The sequence below is a fragment of the Gelidibacter gilvus genome, from assembly GCF_004115975.1.
GTDB lineage: Bacteria > Bacteroidota > Bacteroidia > Flavobacteriales > Flavobacteriaceae > Gelidibacter > Gelidibacter gilvus.
The window spans coordinates 719,201-738,603 of the sequence record NZ_SDDZ01000001.1; the positions used below are offsets into that span (position 1 = coordinate 719,201).

At 37.4% G+C, this 19,403-nt stretch carries 20 protein-coding genes; 9 read left to right on the forward strand and 11 right to left on the reverse strand.

Annotation, left to right across the window (positions count from 1 at the left end):
• Positions 1–244: 244 nt before the first annotated feature.
• Positions 245–547: a monooxygenase gene (locus ESZ48_RS03075; RefSeq protein ID WP_129015826.1), complete on the reverse strand. Its 303-nt coding sequence runs from the start codon at positions 545–547 to the stop codon at positions 245–247.
• A 244-nt stretch (positions 548–791) separates the two neighbouring features.
• On the opposite strand from ESZ48_RS03075, the gene ESZ48_RS03080 reads away from it, so the two are divergent.
• Positions 792–1,127, forward strand: coding sequence for a single-stranded DNA-binding protein (locus tag ESZ48_RS03080; RefSeq protein ID WP_129015827.1), 336 nt, complete (start codon positions 792–794; stop codon positions 1,125–1,127).
• Between the two features lie 290 nt (positions 1,128–1,417).
• Here the strand turns inward: ESZ48_RS03080 and ESZ48_RS03085 are convergent, their stop codons facing one another.
• A complete protein-coding gene (locus ESZ48_RS03085; RefSeq protein ID WP_129015828.1) occupies positions 1,418–2,320 on the reverse strand; it encodes a histone deacetylase family protein in 903 nt (300 codons plus the stop codon).
• 217 nt (positions 2,321–2,537) lie between these two features.
• On the opposite strand from ESZ48_RS03085, the gene ESZ48_RS03090 reads away from it, so the two are divergent.
• The 3 genes from ESZ48_RS03090 (at position 2,538) to ESZ48_RS03100 (ending at position 4,581) form a co-directional block, all read left to right on the forward strand.
• On the forward strand, positions 2,538–2,885 hold the full coding sequence (locus ESZ48_RS03090) for a hypothetical protein (protein ID WP_129015829.1): 348 nt from the start codon (positions 2,538–2,540) through the stop codon (positions 2,883–2,885).
• 84 nt (positions 2,886–2,969) lie between these two features.
• Positions 2,970–3,473: a hypothetical protein gene (locus ESZ48_RS03095; RefSeq protein ID WP_129015830.1), complete on the forward strand. Its 504-nt coding sequence runs from the start codon at positions 2,970–2,972 to the stop codon at positions 3,471–3,473.
• A 151-nt stretch (positions 3,474–3,624) separates the two neighbouring features.
• Entirely contained in the window at positions 3,625–4,581 is a 957-nt protein-coding gene (locus tag ESZ48_RS03100; protein WP_129015831.1) for a calcium/sodium antiporter, read from the forward strand.
• 4 nt (positions 4,582–4,585) lie between these two features.
• Here ESZ48_RS03100 and ESZ48_RS03105 read toward each other — a convergent pair whose 3' ends face one another.
• The 4 genes from ESZ48_RS03105 to metG form a co-directional block, all read right to left on the reverse strand.
• On the reverse strand, positions 4,586–6,733 hold the full coding sequence (locus ESZ48_RS03105) for a Tex family protein (RefSeq protein WP_129015832.1): 2,148 nt from the start codon (positions 6,731–6,733) through the stop codon (positions 4,586–4,588).
• Positions 6,734–6,830: 97 nt separating this feature from the next.
• Positions 6,831–7,286, reverse strand: a complete 456-nt coding sequence (locus ESZ48_RS03110; RefSeq protein WP_129015833.1) for a copper resistance protein NlpE — start codon at positions 7,284–7,286, stop codon at positions 6,831–6,833.
• An 82-nt stretch (positions 7,287–7,368) separates the two neighbouring features.
• On the reverse strand, positions 7,369–7,824 hold the full coding sequence (locus tag ESZ48_RS03115) for an META domain-containing protein (protein WP_129015834.1): 456 nt from the start codon (positions 7,822–7,824) through the stop codon (positions 7,369–7,371).
• Positions 7,825–7,916: 92 nt separating this feature from the next.
• Positions 7,917–10,013, reverse strand: a complete 2,097-nt coding sequence (gene metG / locus ESZ48_RS03120) for a methionine--tRNA ligase (protein ID WP_129015835.1) — start codon at positions 10,011–10,013, stop codon at positions 7,917–7,919.
• A gap of 166 nt (positions 10,014–10,179) precedes the next feature.
• Between metG and ESZ48_RS03125 the strand changes: the two genes are divergently transcribed.
• From ESZ48_RS03125 to ESZ48_RS03135, 3 genes are all read left to right on the forward strand, one after another.
• On the forward strand, positions 10,180–11,199 hold the full coding sequence (locus ESZ48_RS03125) for a S66 peptidase family protein (RefSeq protein ID WP_129015836.1): 1,020 nt from the start codon (positions 10,180–10,182) through the stop codon (positions 11,197–11,199).
• 119 nt (positions 11,200–11,318) lie between these two features.
• Positions 11,319–11,678, forward strand: a complete 360-nt coding sequence (locus ESZ48_RS03130) for a YraN family protein (RefSeq protein ID WP_129015837.1) — start codon at positions 11,319–11,321, stop codon at positions 11,676–11,678.
• 381 nt (positions 11,679–12,059) lie between these two features.
• The gene (locus ESZ48_RS03135) at positions 12,060–13,859 is read left to right on the forward strand and encodes a hypothetical protein (protein ID WP_223266339.1); all 1,800 of its coding nucleotides are present in this window, start codon (positions 12,060–12,062) and stop codon (positions 13,857–13,859) included.
• A 109-nt stretch (positions 13,860–13,968) separates the two neighbouring features.
• Here ESZ48_RS03135 and nadD read toward each other — a convergent pair whose 3' ends face one another.
• The 3 genes from nadD to ESZ48_RS03150 form a co-directional block, all read right to left on the reverse strand.
• Positions 13,969–14,547, reverse strand: coding sequence for a nicotinate (nicotinamide) nucleotide adenylyltransferase (gene nadD, locus ESZ48_RS03140; RefSeq protein ID WP_129015838.1), 579 nt, complete (start codon positions 14,545–14,547; stop codon positions 13,969–13,971).
• A gap of 14 nt (positions 14,548–14,561) precedes the next feature.
• On the reverse strand, positions 14,562–15,167 hold the full coding sequence (gmk, locus tag ESZ48_RS03145; protein ID WP_223266340.1) for a guanylate kinase: 606 nt from the start codon (positions 15,165–15,167) through the stop codon (positions 14,562–14,564).
• Between the two features lie 100 nt (positions 15,168–15,267).
• Entirely contained in the window at positions 15,268–16,125 is an 858-nt protein-coding gene (locus ESZ48_RS03150; RefSeq protein ID WP_129015839.1) for a YicC/YloC family endoribonuclease, read from the reverse strand.
• 211 nt (positions 16,126–16,336) lie between these two features.
• Between ESZ48_RS03150 and ESZ48_RS03155 the strand changes: the two genes are divergently transcribed.
• Complete coding sequence (locus tag ESZ48_RS03155) at positions 16,337–16,813, forward strand: acyl-CoA thioesterase (protein ID WP_129015840.1); 477 nt, start codon at positions 16,337–16,339, stop codon at positions 16,811–16,813.
• Between the two features lie 114 nt (positions 16,814–16,927).
• Here the strand turns inward: ESZ48_RS03155 and ESZ48_RS03160 are convergent, their stop codons facing one another.
• Both ESZ48_RS03160 and ESZ48_RS03165 read right to left on the reverse strand, forming a co-directional pair.
• Positions 16,928–17,284 carry an arsenate reductase family protein gene (locus ESZ48_RS03160; RefSeq protein ID WP_129015841.1) on the reverse strand — a complete coding sequence of 119 codons (357 nt, stop codon included), beginning with the start codon at positions 17,282–17,284 and terminating at the stop codon, positions 16,928–16,930.
• 131 nt (positions 17,285–17,415) lie between these two features.
• The gene (locus ESZ48_RS03165; protein WP_129015842.1) at positions 17,416–18,141 is read right to left on the reverse strand and encodes a DUF3298 and DUF4163 domain-containing protein; all 726 of its coding nucleotides are present in this window, start codon (positions 18,139–18,141) and stop codon (positions 17,416–17,418) included.
• A gap of 76 nt (positions 18,142–18,217) precedes the next feature.
• Here ESZ48_RS03165 and ESZ48_RS03170 point away from each other — a divergent pair, with 76 nt between their 5' ends.
• Positions 18,218–19,378: a cystathionine gamma-synthase gene (locus ESZ48_RS03170; protein WP_262707954.1), complete on the forward strand. Its 1,161-nt coding sequence runs from the start codon at positions 18,218–18,220 to the stop codon at positions 19,376–19,378.
• The last annotated feature ends 25 nt before the right edge of the window (positions 19,379–19,403 follow it).

The following is a 19,403-nucleotide window of genomic DNA, read 5'->3' on the forward strand; positions in this document are numbered from 1 at the left end:
AAATGATGTTTTTCGATTTCTTAACCTTTAGAATGAAATTCAAGAGGCATATAAACTCAATTCTGGACAGAAATCGGCAATTGCAGAAGCTCGGAAACAAATAACCCAAGGCCATTACTTGATACACGAAGAATCAAATCAAGAAATTGACGAATGGTTAAATATTACCACTGAAACTTCAAAATTAGCTTGTTTTTGGACCTAATGCTCATCTCTTATTTTTCGCTCCATGGGGGCAAATCAATTAAAAAGGAGCTTTGCAAATCTTAGAAAGTTCTTCATTTATTTCAAAAACTTTTCCTCTGATATCTGAATATCCATATTCTTTTAATCTTGCTGAATGCATTTTGAGATAGTTCTCTGCATGTTCTCGAGAATCGAACATATAAACACCTCCGGCCATATTATCTTTCTTGCTTTCTGTCCAAAATTTCCAGATAAAACCAGGTTCCTTATTAATACTTTCCGCAAGCTCTTTCATTTGAGTTGCCATTTCTTTTTCCCAAATATCTTTATGTGGAAAATCAACGTGCATAATTACTGCCATAATATTATATTTTTAAATTACATGTAAAGTTAGCGATAAGTACTTGGTCTCAACTAAGCCTTTATGTTGGAATATGATTTTTTAAATTAAATATTATCCGTTTACAAACGACTACAAGCATTTACAAACGAGTTTAAATAGTTAACAACCGAATAACGTTAGGAAGCCATTGCATCTTTGTAATGTTGAATTGACCGAACGATATTCAATAGTATTAACTGTTTAACCTTTAAATTTAGAAATCATGAACGCATTAAGAAACACAGTACAGTTGATTGGAAGATTAGGACAAGATCCTGAAATTGTAAGCTTTCCTGACGGGAACAAAATGGCAAAATTCTCTATGGCTACAGATGACAGCTATAAAGATAAAGACGGCGCCAAAGTGGAACGCACCTATTGGCACAACGTTATCGTAAGAGGTGGTCTGGTAGAAATTGTAGAAAAATATGTGGCCAAAGGTAAAGAAATTGCCATTGAAGGTAAATTGACCAACCGCTCATGGGATGATAAAGATGGCAAGAAGCATTATATAACGGAAGTCTACTGTAATGAACTGTTGCTCTTGGGAGGGAAATAAGAGAAATTTAATTTCCAATTTTCCTGTGTGCCGACAGGCAGGCAAATTCCAAATTCCAATGCAGACCATTGGGATTTGGAATTTTTTTAGTAAAAACCCTGTCTGACGACAGGCAGGCAAAACTTAAAAGCAAAGCGCATTAGGTTTTGATGGTTAACTAATCCGGCTTTTTAGCGGGATTTCAACTTTAACTTGTCAGCCATCAATCAGAGTTGTGACCTTTGATTAGCAATTGAAAAAGTTTTACCGTTCTATATTTTTTGGCTCTTCTTAGGGATATTAATTAAATTTCAGAAAAAGATGCTTTGCGCCAATCGAAACGTGTTGGCATGGGCATCAATAATAGTTTTGATCTCTGGTGAATAACCCCCACCCATACTGCACATGACAGGAATATGACGATCTTTACAAGTTTGCAGTACGAAACGGTCGCGTTCTTTACAACCCTCAATGGATAAACTCAACTTTCCCAATTTATCAGAAGCAATCACATCGACACCACATAAATAATAAATAAAATCTGGGTTTTCAGATTGAATTAATTTTGGTAAAATATCTTTTAAGATCGAAAGATACGTGTCATCATCACAACCATCTTCAAGTGCAATATCCAAATCGCTGACTTCTTTTTTAAATGGATAATTGCTTTTTCCATGCATCGAAAACGTAAAAACCGACGGATCATTTTGGAATATTTCAGCAGTGCCATTGCCTTGGTGAACGTCCAAATCGACAATTAAAATTTTTTCCGCTAACTTCTTTTCCTGAAGATAGCGCGCGCCGATAGCTTGATCGTTCAGCATACAAAATCCTTCACCTCGATTGGAATAGGCGTGATGGGTACCTCCGGCAATATTCATAGAAATACCGTTTTCTATGGCGAATTCGCTAGCTTTTGCAGTGCCACCTGCAATAATGATTTCGCGTGCGATCAATTCTTCGCTTAGCGGAAATCCGATTTTTCGTGCCGCTCTTGCGTCTAAGGTGAGGTTTTTTAAATCGTTAAAATAGTCGGTTGTATGAACATTCAGAATAAAAGAATCATCCAGGGCAGTAGGCTCAAAAAAATTATTGCGGGTACAGGTGCCCTCATACAGCAGTTGATCCCGGAGCAATTCATATTTAAGCATTGGAAACCGATGCCCTTCCGGTAGTGGATGGTTGTAAATAGGATGGTACGCGATTTTAAGCATAAGCAATAACTTGTGGAATGGGATTAAATGATGGTCTCTTATCAAAAATCGAGGTGTGCAAAATATAAAATCTATCTTAGATATTGGATGAAAAAAAGGATAACTAAATTGGCGCCAAAGTTGATCTAGGGATGCTTGTTTATTGAGGTTAAATAAATTAAAGATGTTTTGATTTTTTTAACATTCCTATAAGTTATCTTTGTGACGTAAAATTACGATGATGTTCGCTTTAAAAGGTGTTATATTTTATCTTTTTGGTTGGTTGATGTTGTTCGGATCTAATGATCTAGCAACATTGCCAAGCGCGTCATATACACCTGTAGACAACATTGTTGCCACAGATAACCAAGATCATAGTCCGTTATTTTTGGATGCGGTTTTTGAGGTCAACCAGTCGTCCACCCACGAGACGCCACCAGTAAAAACCTTTACCCAGCTAGGTAAAATATATAGCAGCGCAACTGCTCCATCATCTTATTCGCTTTCTTATTACACCATTGGCCAACAAATCGTGGTCAACTTCACTATAAAGGACATTATTTTTCCTTTTCATTGTTTTACATAGACTGAGTTTTCTTCTCGTTTAAAATCTATTAGATGCCTAATCGCATCTCTTCAAGTCTATATTATAATTTAAAAACATAAAACAATGGATATCTCATTAAATGTGGTGATGTTAGTCGTCGTACTCATCGTTATCGTACCTTTCGCCTGGTTTATCATGGCTGAAAGAAGTGCCATTTCTAGAAAGAAGAAAGCATTTCAAAAAATTGCCAAGGCACAAAATCTAAACCTATCGCAGGTAGAATATTGGAATAATCACTGCTTGGGTTATGATGCCCAAGAAAACACATTACTACATAACAACTTAAATACACCAGATTCTGAATTTGAAAAAGTAGAGCTGGATGATGTCAGAAAATGTGTCATCAATAAAATTAACAAAGATTATAAAAATGGTGATAAGCACTATTCTGAAATGATGCGTCTTGATTTAGAATTCACTTTTGTGTCCAATAGACCGCCGGTGAACATTACGTTATATAATAATGACGATAATTTCTCACAAAATCAAGAGGTCGCGCGCGCCGAAAAATGGTTGGCACTTGTAAATGAGCATAAATACAGCAAGAATAATGTCGTAGCGGCATAAATAGCGCTGACACAAAAAAACCATCTCTTTTCGGCCTTTTGATACCTTCAAATTGGAAGAAATACAGGGATGGTTTTTTTTATATAAAATAGTTATAACACAATATTTCGTGTCAATTAATCCGCTACTTTTGAAGTCAAATAAATAGATTATGTTGCTCGATGGTTTTCTTATTATTGTGGGTTTTGTCCTTTTAATAAAAGGTGCAGACTGGATGGTCAATGGTTCTACGCTGCTGGCAAAAAAGAATAGAATTCCAGATTTGGCCATTGGGTTGACCATTGTAGCTTTTGGAACTTCTGCTCCAGAATTGGTAGTAAACACTGTGGCGTCTTTTGAAAACCATTCTGATATTGTCCTAGGCAATATTATTGGGAGCAATAACTTTAATCTCTTTATGATCTTGGGGATTGTAGGACTTATTTTTCCAATTGTTGTCCAATCGTCGACAGTTTGGAAGGAAATTCCCATTTCATTTTTAGCTGCTGTAGTTTTTTTGGTACTTGCCAATGGCTATTTGTTTTCTGATATCGGATTGTCAAGAATTGACGGGATAATCTTACTCTTAATGTTTTTACTTTTCTTGTTTTATATCTATAAGCAAATGAAAAGTGATCCCTCTAGCGAAGAGGTCGTGATCATTACAGCCTCCAACTATAAAATTTGGGGATTGATTGTTTTAGGCTTGATCGGTTTGGTTATTGGTGGGAAATTAATTGTGGACAATGCGGTTACCATCGCTAGCGATTTGGGCGTGAGCGAGAAAATTATCGGACTTACCATTATTGCGGCTGGCACTTCTTTGCCAGAGTTGATGACTTCAGTAGTGGCGGCCATGAAAAAGAATAGTGATATTGCCATCGGAAATATTATTGGCTCCAATATCTTTAATATTTTTCTAATTCTTTCAGTGAGTTCACTTGTAAACCCAATTACCTTCAGTTCAGTTTTCAATACCGATATTTACCTCTTATTGGGCGGAACGCTGTTTTTGTTCGTGGCCATGTTTACGGGTAAGAAAAAAACTTTAGACCGATGGGAATCCGGCGTTCTTTTGTTGGTATTTATTGGATACACCACGTATCTTGTGGGCAAGGAGCTACAATAAATTGTTATTTGTGCAACTTTAGTTGGATACGCTTTCGCGGAATATCCACATCCAAAACTTTAACGATCACTTGTTGATGTAAGGCAACATGCGCATTCACATCCGTAACGAAAGTATCCGATAAATTAGACACATGGATCAAGCCACTTTCTTTGATGCCGATATCTACAAAGGCACCAAAATTGGTCACGTTGTTAACAATTCCAGGTAATAATTGACCTTCTTCCAAATCATTAATTGTTTTGATATTTTGGTTGAACGTAAACACTTTGGCTTGCTCCCGAATGTCCAATCCTGGTTTTTCCAATTCTTTAATAATGTCTTGAAGCGTAGGCATTCCAACAGTATCTGTACAGTATTTGTTCAAATCCAGTTTTTGGAGATCAGATGTATTGCCAATTAAATCAGACACTTTCTTACCCAAATCCTTCGCCATTTTTTCAACTATGTCATAGCTTTCAGGATGTACTGCAGAATCGTCCAACGGATTTTTGGCTGATTTGACCCTTAAAAATCCAGCACCCTGTTCAAAAGCTTTAGCACCTAGGCGCGGCACTTTTTGGATGTCTTTTCTTGATGAAAAAGCGCCATGTTCGTCGCGATAATTGACGATATTCTCCGCTAATTTCGGGCCGATTCCAGACACATAACTCAACAAACTTGCACTTGCGGTGTTGAGGTTAACGCCAACGGCATTCACGCAACTTTCCACTACGACGTCCAATTCTTTTTTAAGCTTTGTTTGATCCACATCATGCTGGTATTGTCCAACACCAATCGACTTGGCGTCAATTTTCACCAACTCTGCCAAGGGATCCTGCAGTCGTCTGCCAATGGAAACCGATCCTCTAACAGTGACATCATAATTGGGAAATTCATCCCGAGCAATTTTTGAAGCCGAGTAAATACTCGCTCCAGCTTCACTGACTACAAATACTTGAATGTCGTCTTTAAATCTGATTTTTCTGATAAAAGCTTCTGTTTCTCTAGATGCGGTGCCATTACCAATGGCGATAGCTTCAATTTGGTAAGCTTCGGATAACGAGCTTATTTTTTTCATCGCTCCCAGCGTATCGTTTTTTGGAGGATGCGGATAAATGGTTTCATTGTAAAGCAATCCGCCTTGAGCATCAAGACACACCACTTTACATCCCGATCTAAATCCGGGATCAATGGCCAAGATGCGCTTTTCCCCTAAGGGAGAACCCAAAAGCAATTGCTTTAAGTTCTTTGCAAATACCGAAATGGCGGCTTCATCAGCTTTTAATTTGGCATTTTGAAGGGCTTCGTTTGAAAGTGAAGGCAGCAGCAATCGTTTGTAAGCATCCTGAATGGCGATTTGAATCTGTTCAGTACTTTCGTTGTTTGAGCGGATGATTCGATCTTCAATTTTCGCCAGAGCTTTTTCATCGTCAATGGTGATTTTAGATTTGATAAAGCCTTCGGTTTCGCCTCTCAAAATAGCTAACAAGCGATGCGATGGTATACGACTCAATGACTCTTCCCAATCAAAATAATCGCGGAATTTTTGTGCGTTCTCACTTGTGCTGAGCCCAGTCGAAGCATCTTCTGCTTTCGATTTAACAACTTTTGTGGAAATCATCGCAAAACGTTCCAATTGGTGGCGGATGTTATTTCTGATGTCGGTACGTTCGTTGATCCATTCTGCAATAATATGTCGTGCACCTTCCAGAGCGTCATCTGCGGAAGCGATATTACCTTTAATATATCTAAACGCAATCGATTCCAAATCCGACGCATTTTGGCTCATAATTATTTTGGCCAAAGGTTCCAATCCGTTTTGTCGCGCCGTTTCAGCCTTTGTTTTTCTGCTTTTTTTAAAAGGTAGGTATAAATCTTCCAGCGCCGTCAAATCTTGGATGGTTTCAATCTTTTGTTTTAATTCAGGAGTTAAGGCATCTTGCTCTTCAATCGCTTTTAAAATTGCCGTTTTACGTTTTTCAAGCGCTTCAAATTGTTCCTTATATTTTACAATATCGCCAATCTGAACTTCATCAAGATTGCCAGTACGTTCTTTTCGATATCGTGAAATAAACGGAATGGTGGCATCTTCATTTAATAATTCGACCGTATTTTTTACAGAGAGTTCTGGAAGTTTTGTTTGGGAAATGATAAAAGAAATCAATGACATGTGTAGATTTTAAGGAATGAGTTGTAAAGATAAGAAGATAAAAAAAACTGCTTGAAATTTCAAACAGTTCTTAAATTTATGATTTTGAGGTTTTGTATTAATCCATCACTTTCCTCAATACGTAAAACGATTCTAGTTCTCCAGTGTTTTTGTTGCCATCACGATCCAATAAGGTCAAGGTGTTTTCACCTACAAAGTACGGATTTCTGTCATTTGATAACAGGATTTTTTGCCCTTGATCATCCCATTCAAAAGTACCTTTAGTTTCAATTGGCGTGGTTTCTTTTCCTAAATAAGTTTCTTGGATGGTGTAGGTCTTGTCGCTGTTGATTGTGACTACGGTTTTGATGCCTTCACAATCTGCACAAGGCAATTCGCCTTCATATACGCCATCCCAATCTAAGGAGGTCATACTGTTGTCGCCAGTGGTTTCCATTTCTACTTCTTGTTGTGGCTCTTCAGTTATTTGTGTTTCTTTTTTGTTTCCAGAATTACAACTTGTTATGAGGAAAACAAGGGTGATACATAAGGTGTTGATGATAGTTTTATTCATTTTAAGTGTTTTAATGTTAACTAATTTATTGAAATTTGATAAGAAAGGAAAAGATTTAAGTGAATTTTAACCGCCAGTTTAACTAGTCTGTTTTTTCCTCACCTTGCTCGAATGATGCCAAAACATAGCCATTTTCGTCTTTAAAGGTCAATTCGCCATTCACTATGGTGTAGCTGACTGCTTTTTGTAAATTGGCCATGAACACGTTTTCAATACTGCTTCCTTCACAATATCTCATTGTTGCCATCATTTGAGAAAACTCAATTTGTTGGTCATCTTTTAATGTAAATGTACCTCCAAATGAATTACAACCGCCATTGCCACCTACGCCATTATCTTTGGCACTAAGTTTTATATAAGGTTGTTCCAATTCAGTTTTGGTGAGATTCAACACGTCTCCATTGAGTTTTGTCAATACCCATTTTGTGCCAATAAAAGTTGTTTCGCCTTTATTGGAAGGCTCTTGTGGTGGCACTTGCGATTTACAATTAAAAAGTAGTATGCAAGTCAAAAATGATAAACGTATAAGATTTTTCATGGTAGACGTATTTATTAATTTGTTTATCAAAGTTAAGGAACTGTTTTAAGCCATTTACAAAATAAAATAGCTGTTTACGTAAAATTGTTAATTTAGCTAATCTGCAATCCGTTAGGAACTTTCGCTTCAGATGATGTGTCAGGATTGACAAAAACCAGTTTTCCGTCTTCAGATTCTGTCATCAAAATCATCCCTTGACTTTCAACACCTCTTAAAGTTCTTGGCGCTAAATTGACCAATACAGTGACGCGTTTTCCAATGATTTCTTCCGGAGTAAAGCTTTCAGCAATTCCAGAAACGATGGTCCGTATGTCAATGCCAGTATCGATCTTTAAAACCAATAATTTATTGGCTTTCGGCATTTTTTCAGCTTCCAAAATAGTGCCCACTCGAATATCCAACTTCGAGAAATCCTCAAAAGCGATGGTTTCTTTTTGTGGTTCAACTTTTTTATTAGCGGCTTCATTGGCTAATTTGCTGGCAATAAGTTTGTCCAGTTGACTTTGAATGGCATCGTCTTCAATTTTTGAAAATAAGAGTTCTGCTTTTCCAATAGGATGTCCTGTATGGAGTAATACTTTTTTGGAGGAGATATCCGTCCATGAGTTTTTGACATCACCGGAATGAATGTTCAGAATGGTTTTTAATTTATCAGACGTAAATGGTAAAAACGGTTCACTCAATGTTGCTAAAGCCGACGCTATTTGAAGAGACACAAACATGATGGTTTTGGTGCGCGCTTCATCAGTTTTAACTAATTTCCATGGCTCTTCATCTGCCAAGTATTTATTGCCTAATCTGGCTAAGTTAAGGAGTTCTTGGCTCGCTTCCCTAAATCGGTAACGTTCAATAGAACTTGCAATGACATCTGGATAAGCCTTTACTGCTGCCAATGTTTCTTCATCAACAACGCTAAAGTCTGATGGTTCAGGAGCAACGCCGTTATAATATTTATCAGTCAATACCACCACACGATTGATGAAATTCCCAAAAATGGCCACCAATTCATTATTGTTTCTGGCCTGGAAATCTTTCCAAGTAAAATCGTTGTCTTTAGTTTCTGGTGCATTGGCTGTTAATGCATAACGCAAGACATCTTGCTGGTTTGGAAAATCTTCCAAATATTCTGGCAACCAAACGGCCCAGTTTTTTGAAGTGGATAATTTATTCCCTTCCAGATTCAAAAATTCGTTGGCCGGAACATTATCAGGCAAAATGTAAGAACCTTCAGCCTTCAACATTGCGGGGAAAATGATACAGTGAAACACAATATTATCTTTTCCTATAAAATGCACCAATTTGGTGTTTTCGTCCTTCCAATAAGGTTCCCAATCTTTTCCAACACGTTCGGCCCATTCCTTGGTAGAGGAAATGTAGCCAATAGGCGCATCAAACCACACATATAAAACTTTACCGTCAGCACCTTCAACAGGCACAGGGATGCCCCAGTCTAAATCTCTGGTGACTGCTCTTGGGCGCAAACCATCGTCAATCCATGATTTCACTTGTCCGTAGACGTTAGGTTTCCAATCTTTTTTATGCCCCTCCAATATCCATTCTCTTAAGAAGGCTTCGTGCTTGTCTAAAGGTAAAAACCAATGTTTGGTCTGTTTTAAAGTGGGTACGTTGCCACTGATAGCCGATTTTGGATTGATCAAATCCGTAGCATTTAAGCTGCTTCCGCATTTTTCGCATTGGTCGCCATAGGCTTCCTCATAACCACATTTTGGGCAAGTTCCCGTTACAAAACGATCGGCCAAAAATTGATCGGCCTCTTCGTCATAAAGTTGTTCGGTAGTTTCTTCAATAAATTCACCTTTATCATACAGCGTTTTGAAAAACTCTTGGGCCGTGTCATGATGGATTTTAGACGTGGTTCGTGAATAATTATCAAAACTGATTCCGAAATCCTCGAAAGATGTTTTGATAATGGCGTGGTATTTATCAACAATATCCTGAGGTGTCACGCCTTCTTTCTTTGCTTTTATAGTAATGGGGACGCCGTGTTCATCGCTTCCGCAGATAAAGGCCACGTCTTTTCCAATGAGTCTTAAATAGCGCGCATAAATATCGGCAGGCACATACACTCCGGCCAAATGACCAATATGGATGGCGCCGTTGGTGTAGGGCAATGCTGCTGTAATGGTATACCTGTCTGGCGAAGAGGCAGACTTTTTAGGTTGATTCATCAAATAGTATTTTAATTATGGGTCATTGAAATGAGTAAGTTGAATTGCAAACTGCAGTTTTGAACTGACAGATTGCTTTGTTTCACTCACCACGACGCACTGTTTTTAGAAGCCACAAAAGTACGCATTTTGACCTCTATTTGGAAAAAAAATGTATTTTTACATTATGTCGAAAATCTCATTTACCCTCGTTTTAAGTTGCCTTGTTTTGTGGCTAAGCCCACAAGACGTGTTTGCACAAGAAAAATCGTCATTTATGAAACAACAAACGCTTGTGCGTCCTGCATATTTAAAGGCTGGAGACACAGTGGCTATTGTGGCACCGTCTGGTGTTCTCAAAAATAGAAATGCAGAGATCCAAAATGCCCAAGATTTGATGGCGAGTTGGGGATTGCATACCGTATTGGGAGCACACCTATATTCTGAAAGTAATCATTTTGCAGGAACCGATGCGGAGCGATGTGCCGATTTTCAACAGGCGATGGACGATCCAACCATTAGTGCCATCTGGGCAGCACGTGGCGGTTACGGAACCGTACGGATTTTGGATAAATTGGATTATACCAAATTTAAGAAGAAACCGAAGTGGGTGATAGGCTATTCGGATATTACGGCATTACACAGTCAATTGCACACTTTAGGGTTTGAAACCATACATGCGGTCATGGCTGCAGGCATTTCTAAAGACTTGAAAGGCATTGAAGAATCCGTGACCACTTTTAAGGATGCTATTTTCGGAAAACCTTTGGCCTATACTTTGGAAGCATCCGAGTATAACAAAGTGGGAACATCCAGCGGCGAATTGGTTGGTGGGAATTTGACACTATTGCATAGTATGTTAGGGTCAAATACCAGCATTGATACTTCTGGAAAAATCCTATTTATTGAAGAGATTGGTGAATATGCCTATCATACCGATAGGATGTTGCAAAGTTTAAAACGTGCCGGTTATTTTGATAATTGTAAAGGTGTTATTGTGGGCGATTTCTCTAAAGTCAGGGAAAACCCTACCCCATGGGGAAGCTCTATTGAACAATTGATTTTAGACGCCTTGGCTGATTATGATTTTCCTATTGCATTTAAAATGCCGGCCGGACATGAAGATGATAATAGAGCGATGATTTTTGGTCGGAACATTGAACTTTCCGTTGGGAAAGCGGCATCAACGGTGAAATTTGACAAGTAGAGTTTTTCTTAGTAGCTCACTGCCGACTGCTAACTGCTGACTTTACACTGAAAACTATATTCGTGACATTTTAAATTAGTTCAAAATAGCAGGAGGAGATTCCTGCCTTCGCAGGAATAATGGCACATCACAACGAACTCGGGAAAATTGGCGAAAAACTAGCTGCAGAATACCTTCTCTCAAAAGGTTACGAGATTGTGCGCAAAAACTATTTCTTCCAAAAAGCTGAAATTGATATTATAGCAAAGCATAATAATATGATGGTTTGTGTGGAGGTCAAAACCCGAAATTCCGATTTTTTCGGTGATCCCCAAGATTTTGTCACGCCAAGTAAAATAAAACTATTGGTCAAAGCGATGGATGCTTTTATCATTGAAAACGATATTGATTTGGAATCACGATTTGATATTATCGCCATTTTGAAGAATAAAACAAAGGAAGAATTGACGCATTATGAAAATGCGTTTTATCACTTTTAAAACACCTACTAAGGCAGTTTTCGCTTGAATATCAGGTATAGAACCTCTGAGATTTTTTATCCTTAATTTAAAATGCTTTGTTATTTTAGACCTTTCTTATTTAACATTCTTAATGGTTTTATAAATCTTATAAATTCTATTATTTTCCCTTTAAATCTTTCTTCATTATAATGTTAGCTCGCAGCATAAAAAACTTGGCATGTATCTCGATCCTTCTATAAGTTTCAAATTATAAAGGATATTACAAAATCTGAACCTAGGTTCATCTTTCTGAAAATAAAGCAATTAATACGGAATAACGCATGATAATTGTCATCTTATGGATTAAATAATTTTACCAATTTTGGGACTTATTTATTGTTAAAATCACATATATATATTATGATAGTCATCAAACAAGCCCACAGTTTTCATATTCCTGTCATGGGTTTAGCTTATACCATAGATAGTCCCATTCGCGTTGCGCAATTCGGTATTTCGTCCGTCATTTCTATTATTGATGACGACCTTATAGAAAAAATGAATGCTTTTTATAGTCAGAAATTCAGTTTACCCTATCAGGAGATTTCCAAAAAAGCAGAAGATTATCGCGCCAAACGCATCACGGCGTATTTAAATTTAGTGGACACCATCGTTAAAGACAAGTTCGGGAAATTCAAGGAAGAATTATCAGAGAGTAAATCTGCCCTAGAAAACTTTGTAGGCATGCTTCCTAATAAATCGAGCATAAAAGAAGGCCTTTCAACAATGCTGGAAGAGGGAATGCTGATAAAGGAAACTATTAAAAACTATATCGATACGCATTTGTCTGCCGGAGAAATTGATGTGAACATCATGACCAAAATTGATAAAGATAATTTCAAGGGATCTGAGCAATTACCGGTAGAATTTAATGATGCCCATGCGTCGCTCCGTGGTTTTGCAAATAGTAATTTGTCGTCCTCCGTTGTGCTTTCTGCTGGGATGAATCCAAGATTATATAGTTATTTTGAAAATTTCAAGGATTTTTATCCGGATGGCAAAAGCCAATTAAAAAAGAAAATTATTTTGAAGGTGAGCGATTTCCGTTCCGCATTGATTCAAGGCAAATATTTAGCCAAAAAAGGACTTTGGGTTTCAGAATACCGTGTAGAGTCCGGCTTGAATTGTGGTGGCCATGCGTTTGCAACCGAAGGGTTTTTATTAGGACCAATTTTGGAGGAGTTTAAAAGGAAAAAAGCGGAGTTACTACAAGATACACATGATGTTTTTGTAAAGACCTTGGTAGATAAACAGATAGATGTTCCCGAACATCCTTTAGAAATCAAGATTACGGTTCAAGGCGGCGTTGGTACTGCGGCTGAACATGAGTTTTTAATGGATAACTATCAGGTGGATTCTGTAGGTTGGGGCACACCCTTCCTATTAGTTCCAGAAGCGACTTCTGTAGATAATGAAACGCGAAAACTTATGGCAGATGCTAAGGAAGCGGATTTATATTTAAGTAACATTTCGCCATTGGGTGTGCCTTTTAATACACTTAAAGGCACCTCAAATGAGTTTTATAAGCAAGGGCGGATTGATAGTAATAAAGCAGGTAGTTCATGCCCTAAAAAGTTTTTGGCTTTAAGCAAAGAGTTTGGAGCGGAAGGTGTTTGCACCGCATCAAAGAAATATCAAGATGTGAAACTATCAGAATTGGATTTGAAAAAAGAGACTATGGCATCTTCGCAGTATGAAATCGCTAAAAGTAAAATTACAGAAAAGGCATGTCTTTGTGTTGGTTTGGCCAATGCCTCCTATCTTGAAAACGAAATTCCTATAAAAGGCCAGCAACAAGGTGTGGTCATCTGTCCAGGACCCAATTTAGCTTATTTTGATAAAGAAGTCTCATTGTCTCAAATGGTTCAGCATATTTATGGAGGAACGTCGGTTCTATCGCAAGCTTACCGACCGAATATGTTTGTTAAGGAATTAAAAATGTATGTTGATTATTTGAAAAATGATATCGCGACCTTTACTGATGAACTAACTATTAAAAACATCAAGAAATGGTCGGCTTTTAAGAGTAATTTATTAGAGGGGATTGTATATTATCAAGGTCTTTTTGAAGAAACGTTTCATTTGAATAAAAATGAGATTCAATCTGATATTATCATTTATAAGAACGAGATAAATACGATTGAAATTCCTGTATTGTAATTGGGGAAACCTCTCAGGTTTTGAAAGCCTGAGAGGTTTTTATGTTATTTCGAGTTTATTTGAGATCCCTGCTGTAGTTTATCTTGAGCGCAGTCGAAAGGCAGTGATTTTAACGATAAAAATTCATTTCATCCAGATATTCCCAAACATGCTCGGGCAACATGGGTTTAACGTTTTTGCCCTCTTTTATGGATTGTCTTATAAACGTAGAGGATAATTCCATGATAGGAGCAGAAACCTGATGGATTTTAGGATGTTGATCAAATTGAGTTTCAACACTCCCTTCTGATAATCTTGGATACACATAAATATGGTGGTTGGCCAAAATCAATTCGTAGTTTTTCCACTTGTGGAGACTTTTTAGATTGTCTTCACCCATAATCAATGCAAACTCATGCATTGGAAATTTCTCTTGAAGATAGGCAAGTGTATTTATGGTATAGTTGGGTTGAGGCATTCCAAATTCAATATCGTTGGCGCGTAATTTAGGGTAGTCTGCCGTGGCTCGATACACCATCTCAAAACGATCATGATTATCAAGCATGGACGCTTTGACTTTAAACGGACTTTGGGGCGTGACCACAAACCAAATTTGGTCAAGATCGCTATGTTCAGCCATATGATTGGCAATGATGAGATGGCCAATATGAATGGGGTTAAACGTGCCAAAGTAGAGTCCGATTTTCATCTCTATAATTTAATTTATTTTTTATTTTCTCCGTTGACAAAATCGGATACCAATTTGTACGATTCCGAAATGGCATTTTCAAGATCATCGTTAATTACTATGACATCAAACAAAGGTGCAGTCGCCAATTCGGCGGAAGCCTTAGCAATGCGCATATTGATCTTATCATTACTTTCCGTCTGACGCTTTTTTAAACGAATCTTTAATTCGTCTATACTTGGTGGTTTTACAAAAATGGCAATGGTTTGATCAGGAAATTTTCGTTTGATACGTAAACCTCCCGAAACATCAATATCAAAGATGACATTTTTTCTTTTGGCCCAGATGCGCTTCACCTCGGTTTTCAAGGTGCCGTAAAAGTTGTCACGATAAACTTCTTCCCATTCTAAAAATTCATCATTTTTAATCCGGTTTTTAAATGCTTGCGCGTCTAAAAAGTAGTAATCCTTACCGTCGGTCTCGTTATTTCTTTTTTCTCTTGAAGTTGCCGAAATGGAAAACTCCAAATTAAGTTCTTCTTGTTGGAGTAGATGTCTCACAAGTGTTGTTTTGCCTGAGCCAGAAGGCGCTGAGAATACGATGAGTTTCCCTTGACCTGGGATGTCTTTAAGTTTTGTCACTAATTAAGTGTTTTTTTAATATATGGTTTTCCAATTACTTCTAGCCGTCAACTGCCTGCTGAAGACTGTCTACTGAGGACTGCCAACTGCCAACTACCGACTACAGAACATTCAACAGTTGCTCTTTTATTTTTTCTAATTCGTCTTTCATCTGAACCACCAATTTCTGCATAGGTGCATGGTTGCTTTTTGAACCGATGGTGTTGATTTCACGTCCCATCTCCTGACTGATAAACCCTAATTTCTTACCGTTGGAATCATCGCTTTTAAGTGCTTTAATGAAATAGTCCAAATGGTTTTTTAGGCGTACTTTTTCTTCAGTAATGTCGAATTTTTCGATATAAAAAACCAATTCCTGTTCAAATCGGTTTTCGTCTACTTTTTCCTTTAATTCTGCAACACCTTTGTGCAAACGTTCTCTCACCGCTTCAATACGCTCAGGGTCCATGGCAATAACTTGTTCCAGTAAATCGGATATATTCTCAACACGATCAAAAAATTCGGATTCTAAACTTTTGCCTTCATCCAAACGGTATTGCTGAATTTTATCTAAAGCCGTATTAATTTCTGCTGCAATTTCGCCCCATTCGTCTTCATCCATCTCATCACGTTCCGTAGTCACAGCATCTGGTAAACGAATGGCCATTTTGAGCAATTCTGTTTCGTCTCCATCCACCACTTCTTTCAATTGCTTGATGTACTGTTTAACTACGGTTTTATTGATTTGTGTTGAAGTCTCTTCGCCAGTAATCTCCATATACAATGAAAAATCAACTTTCCCACGCTCCAACTTTGAAGCGATTAATTTGCGAATATCCAATTCCTTTTCTCTGTATAAAGATGGCATTCTGGTATTCAGGTCGAGATTTTTGCTGTTAAGCGACTTGATCTCTATAGATATTTTTTTAGTAGGAAGCTGAATTACAGATTTTCCGTACCCGGTCATGGATTGTATCATGGACTTATTTTAAAAGTTGCACAAAGGTAATGAAAATCATCAGTTTTCTTGAGCTAATAAGTCGATGGAATTGTGACTTAGACATTTAAAAATTCTAAATTTGTATTCTTTAATTTGTAACCAAGAGATAGGGTTATTGAATTAGTGGTGATTTTTAAGACTTTAAAATCAGCTCTATGTTCTAAAATCTATCATCTATATTCTGAAAAATATGTATCTAAAGAATTTTGAAATACGATGGAGTGATGTTGATGCCAACAGACATTTGGCGAATTCTGCTTATGTAAATTTTATGAGCCATACGCGTGTGGCTTTTTTTGAAGACCATGGGTTTTCATTGACTAATCTCGCAAAATTTCAAATCAGCCCTGTTGTTTTTTATGAGCATATCTTTTATTTTAAGGAAGCCTTTTTGGGCACGCCAATACGTGTAAGTCTTGAAGTTACGGGTTTGAGTGAAGACGGTATGTTTTTTAGGATTGAACATAATATCTACAATCAAAAGGGAGAGAACTTGGCAAATTGTGAGCTTTTAGGTGCTTGGATTAATTTGAAATCCCGTCAATTAACGGGGTTGCCGGCAGAATTTTTGGAAGAGATGGATACCTTCCCTAAATCCAAGGATTTTAAAATCTTGACCAAGGAGGATACGCGTAAATTTGGCAAGAAGCCAATAAACTTAAGTTAAGACTTTCAGGTTTTTGGTGACTCGATTAATGTTTTATATTTCGCCCTTTTCGGACGGAATCTCGAAAATAATTAGGTTCTAGTGTTCTTTCTGAGAGTTACAGATTGAAGTGCTTTAGCTTTCATGAATTGCTTTCTTTGCAGCTTCTACGGTTTTGGCGCTGTTTCCAATAAATATCTGATCGTTATAAACCACAACGGGTCTGCTCAAGAAGGTGTAATGTTCAAGTATATAATTTTTGAAATCTTTTTCCGTCAGATTTTTGTCTTTAAGACCCAAGGCTTTATAGCGTTGCGCTCTTTTGCTAAATAAAGCCTCATAACTGCCCGATAACATGTGAAGTTCCTCCAATTGTTCGGTAGTAATCTCATCACTCTTAATATCTTGAAAAACGAAATCAGAAGGCAATTCAAGTGTTTTGATGATTCTGATACACGTACTGCACGATTTTAAATGATATATTTTTTTCAAAATAGTTTGTTTTAAGGTTTAAAATGATGGTCGTCAAAATAAAGCCACTTCAACTGCGATGTCAATTTCTTGAAGTTTTTGGTGAAATAGGCGCGATTTTAAATAACTCCGGACTGTTTTAAAGTAAAATACTAGGGATTCACTTTTAGATGTTCCTTGATTTGATCGTAAGGCAAGACGATTTCTGTTATACCTTGCGCGTAAGATGCAATCTCGTAATTGTTGTAAAGTAATACCAAGCCGTTATTGGTGTAGCCTATGTTTGATGGTAACTGAAAATCCTCACCAAAGAAAAAATCTTCCATGGTCTCATCATTATCCTTTGGTTTCGTTTGATCCTTAAATGCTTTTTCAGCAACTTTTTTAAACTGGTCTAAGTTCTTGATAAGATCTTTTTGTTCAAATAGAGCTCCTGTTTCTGGGTTGAAATTTAAGTATGTAGTTCTTCCGTTTCCATGGGCACCGCCAGTATCCGTATAAGTTTGAAGACTTACGCAAATGATTTCTGGAGCGTCATAAATTACTTGACCGTCCACTTTAACTTCCCATTTTTGACTGCTGTCTTGAAAATCATTTTTAAACGATTTATATTCTTTGTCAAATTGTGAAACGGCTTCAGAAATAGAAATGTCATTTTCTGGAGTGTCGGCCATATTCATTTCATTGGCAATGACGTGTTCTATCTGCTGATTTATTTTATGGGAAACATCTTTTGTTCCTATGGCTTTTGGATAGTCAATAACAATTATTGCATCAGTTGATTTTTCGATGTGTTGGGTTTTGAATGTTAATTTGACGTCTTTGTTACAAGCTGATATCAGCAAAGCTATCATCAGAAATAAACTTAGTTTTTTCAAGGTATTTGAGGTTTTGTTAAACAATCAATAAAGATATTACATCCTTTTGTAACCAAGCACTTAAAGCTTAAATTTGTTGTCAACAAAATGTTCTGTTATGAAATTCAACACAAAAACCATTCATGGAAATCAGGAGTATGACAAAGCTTATGGTGCTGTGATGCCGCCAATATATCAAACAACAACCTATGCGCAAACCACGCCTGGAGGTCATAAAGGGTATGAATACTCAAGAAGCGGTAATCCAACGCGCACGGCATTGGAAAACTCATTTGCAAGTATCGAAAACGGCACACATGGTTTGGCTTTTGGATCTGGTTTGGCTGCTATTGATGCGGTCATGAAACTTCTAAAACCTGGAGATGAGGTCATTTCAACAAATGATCTTTATGGCGGTACTTATCGCTTGTTTACAAAAATATTTGAAGGTTTTGGAATCAAATTCCATTTTGTTGGGATGGAGAACGCCTCCAAGATTGAATCTTATGTCAACAAAAATACAAAGCTGATTTGGGTGGAAACACCCACAAATCCAATGATGAATATTATAGACATTAAAGCCACAGCGGCAGTGTCAAAAAAGCATAATATTTTATTGGCGGTTGACAATACTTTTGCGACACCTTATTTACAACAACCTTTGAACTTGGGTGCAGATATCGTAATGCATTCCGCTACAAAATATTTGGGAGGCCATAGTGATGTGGTGATGGGAGCGCTGATTGTAAAAGATAAGGAGCTCGCAGATCGATTGTATTTTATCCAAAATGCAAGCGGTGCGGTATGTGGGCCTCAAGACAGTTTTTTGGTGTTGCGAGGGATTAAAACCTTGCACATTAGAATGCAGCGTCATTGTGAAAACGGAAAGGCCGTAGCTGAGTATTTAAAACAGCATCCAAAGATTGAAAACGTGTATTGGCCAGGTTTTTCAGACCATCCGAATCATGATATTGCAAAAGCTCAGATGAAAGACTTTGGTGGAATGGTATCTTTTACCACAAAAGGAAACAATTACAAAGAAGCCATCAAGATTGTTGAAAATTTGAAAATCTTCACTTTGGCAGAGTCTTTAGGCGGTGTTGAATCTCTAGCAGGGCATCCAGCTAGTATGACGCATGCCAGCATACCGAAAGAGGAGCGTGAAAAAATTGGAGTTGTGGACTCCTTAATAAGATTGAGTGTTGGGATTGAAGATGAAGAAGATTTGATTGCCGATTTAAAACAGGCCATAGGCTAAAGAAATCTGATTTAATAACAGGAAC

Coding starts and splice junctions, on each gene's coding strand:
- ESZ48_RS03075 (WP_129015826.1), bottom strand. CDS start 547: ATGGCAGTAATTATGCACGTTGATTTTCCACATAAAGATATTTGGGAA.
- ESZ48_RS03080 (WP_129015827.1), top strand. CDS start 792: ATGAACGCATTAAGAAACACAGTACAGTTGATTGGAAGATTAGGACAA.
- ESZ48_RS03085 (WP_129015828.1), bottom strand. CDS start 2,320: ATGCTTAAAATCGCGTACCATCCTATTTACAACCATCCACTACCGGAA.
- ESZ48_RS03090 (WP_129015829.1), top strand. CDS start 2,538: ATGATGTTCGCTTTAAAAGGTGTTATATTTTATCTTTTTGGTTGGTTG.
- ESZ48_RS03095 (WP_129015830.1), top strand. CDS start 2,970: ATGGATATCTCATTAAATGTGGTGATGTTAGTCGTCGTACTCATCGTT.
- ESZ48_RS03100 (WP_129015831.1), top strand. CDS start 3,625: ATGTTGCTCGATGGTTTTCTTATTATTGTGGGTTTTGTCCTTTTAATA.
- ESZ48_RS03105 (WP_129015832.1), bottom strand. CDS start 6,733: ATGTCATTGATTTCTTTTATCATTTCCCAAACAAAACTTCCAGAACTC.
- ESZ48_RS03110 (WP_129015833.1), bottom strand. CDS start 7,286: ATGAATAAAACTATCATCAACACCTTATGTATCACCCTTGTTTTCCTC.
- ESZ48_RS03115 (WP_129015834.1), bottom strand. CDS start 7,824: ATGAAAAATCTTATACGTTTATCATTTTTGACTTGCATACTACTTTTT.
- metG (WP_129015835.1), bottom strand. CDS start 10,013: ATGAATCAACCTAAAAAGTCTGCCTCTTCGCCAGACAGGTATACCATT.
- ESZ48_RS03125 (WP_129015836.1), top strand. CDS start 10,180: ATGTCGAAAATCTCATTTACCCTCGTTTTAAGTTGCCTTGTTTTGTGG.
- ESZ48_RS03130 (WP_129015837.1), top strand. CDS start 11,319: ATGGCACATCACAACGAACTCGGGAAAATTGGCGAAAAACTAGCTGCA.
- ESZ48_RS03135 (WP_223266339.1), top strand. CDS start 12,060: ATGATAGTCATCAAACAAGCCCACAGTTTTCATATTCCTGTCATGGGT.
- nadD (WP_129015838.1), bottom strand. CDS start 14,547: ATGAAAATCGGACTCTACTTTGGCACGTTTAACCCCATTCATATTGGC.
- ESZ48_RS03150 (WP_129015839.1), bottom strand. CDS start 16,125: ATGATACAATCCATGACCGGGTACGGAAAATCTGTAATTCAGCTTCCT.
- ESZ48_RS03155 (WP_129015840.1), top strand. CDS start 16,337: ATGTATCTAAAGAATTTTGAAATACGATGGAGTGATGTTGATGCCAAC.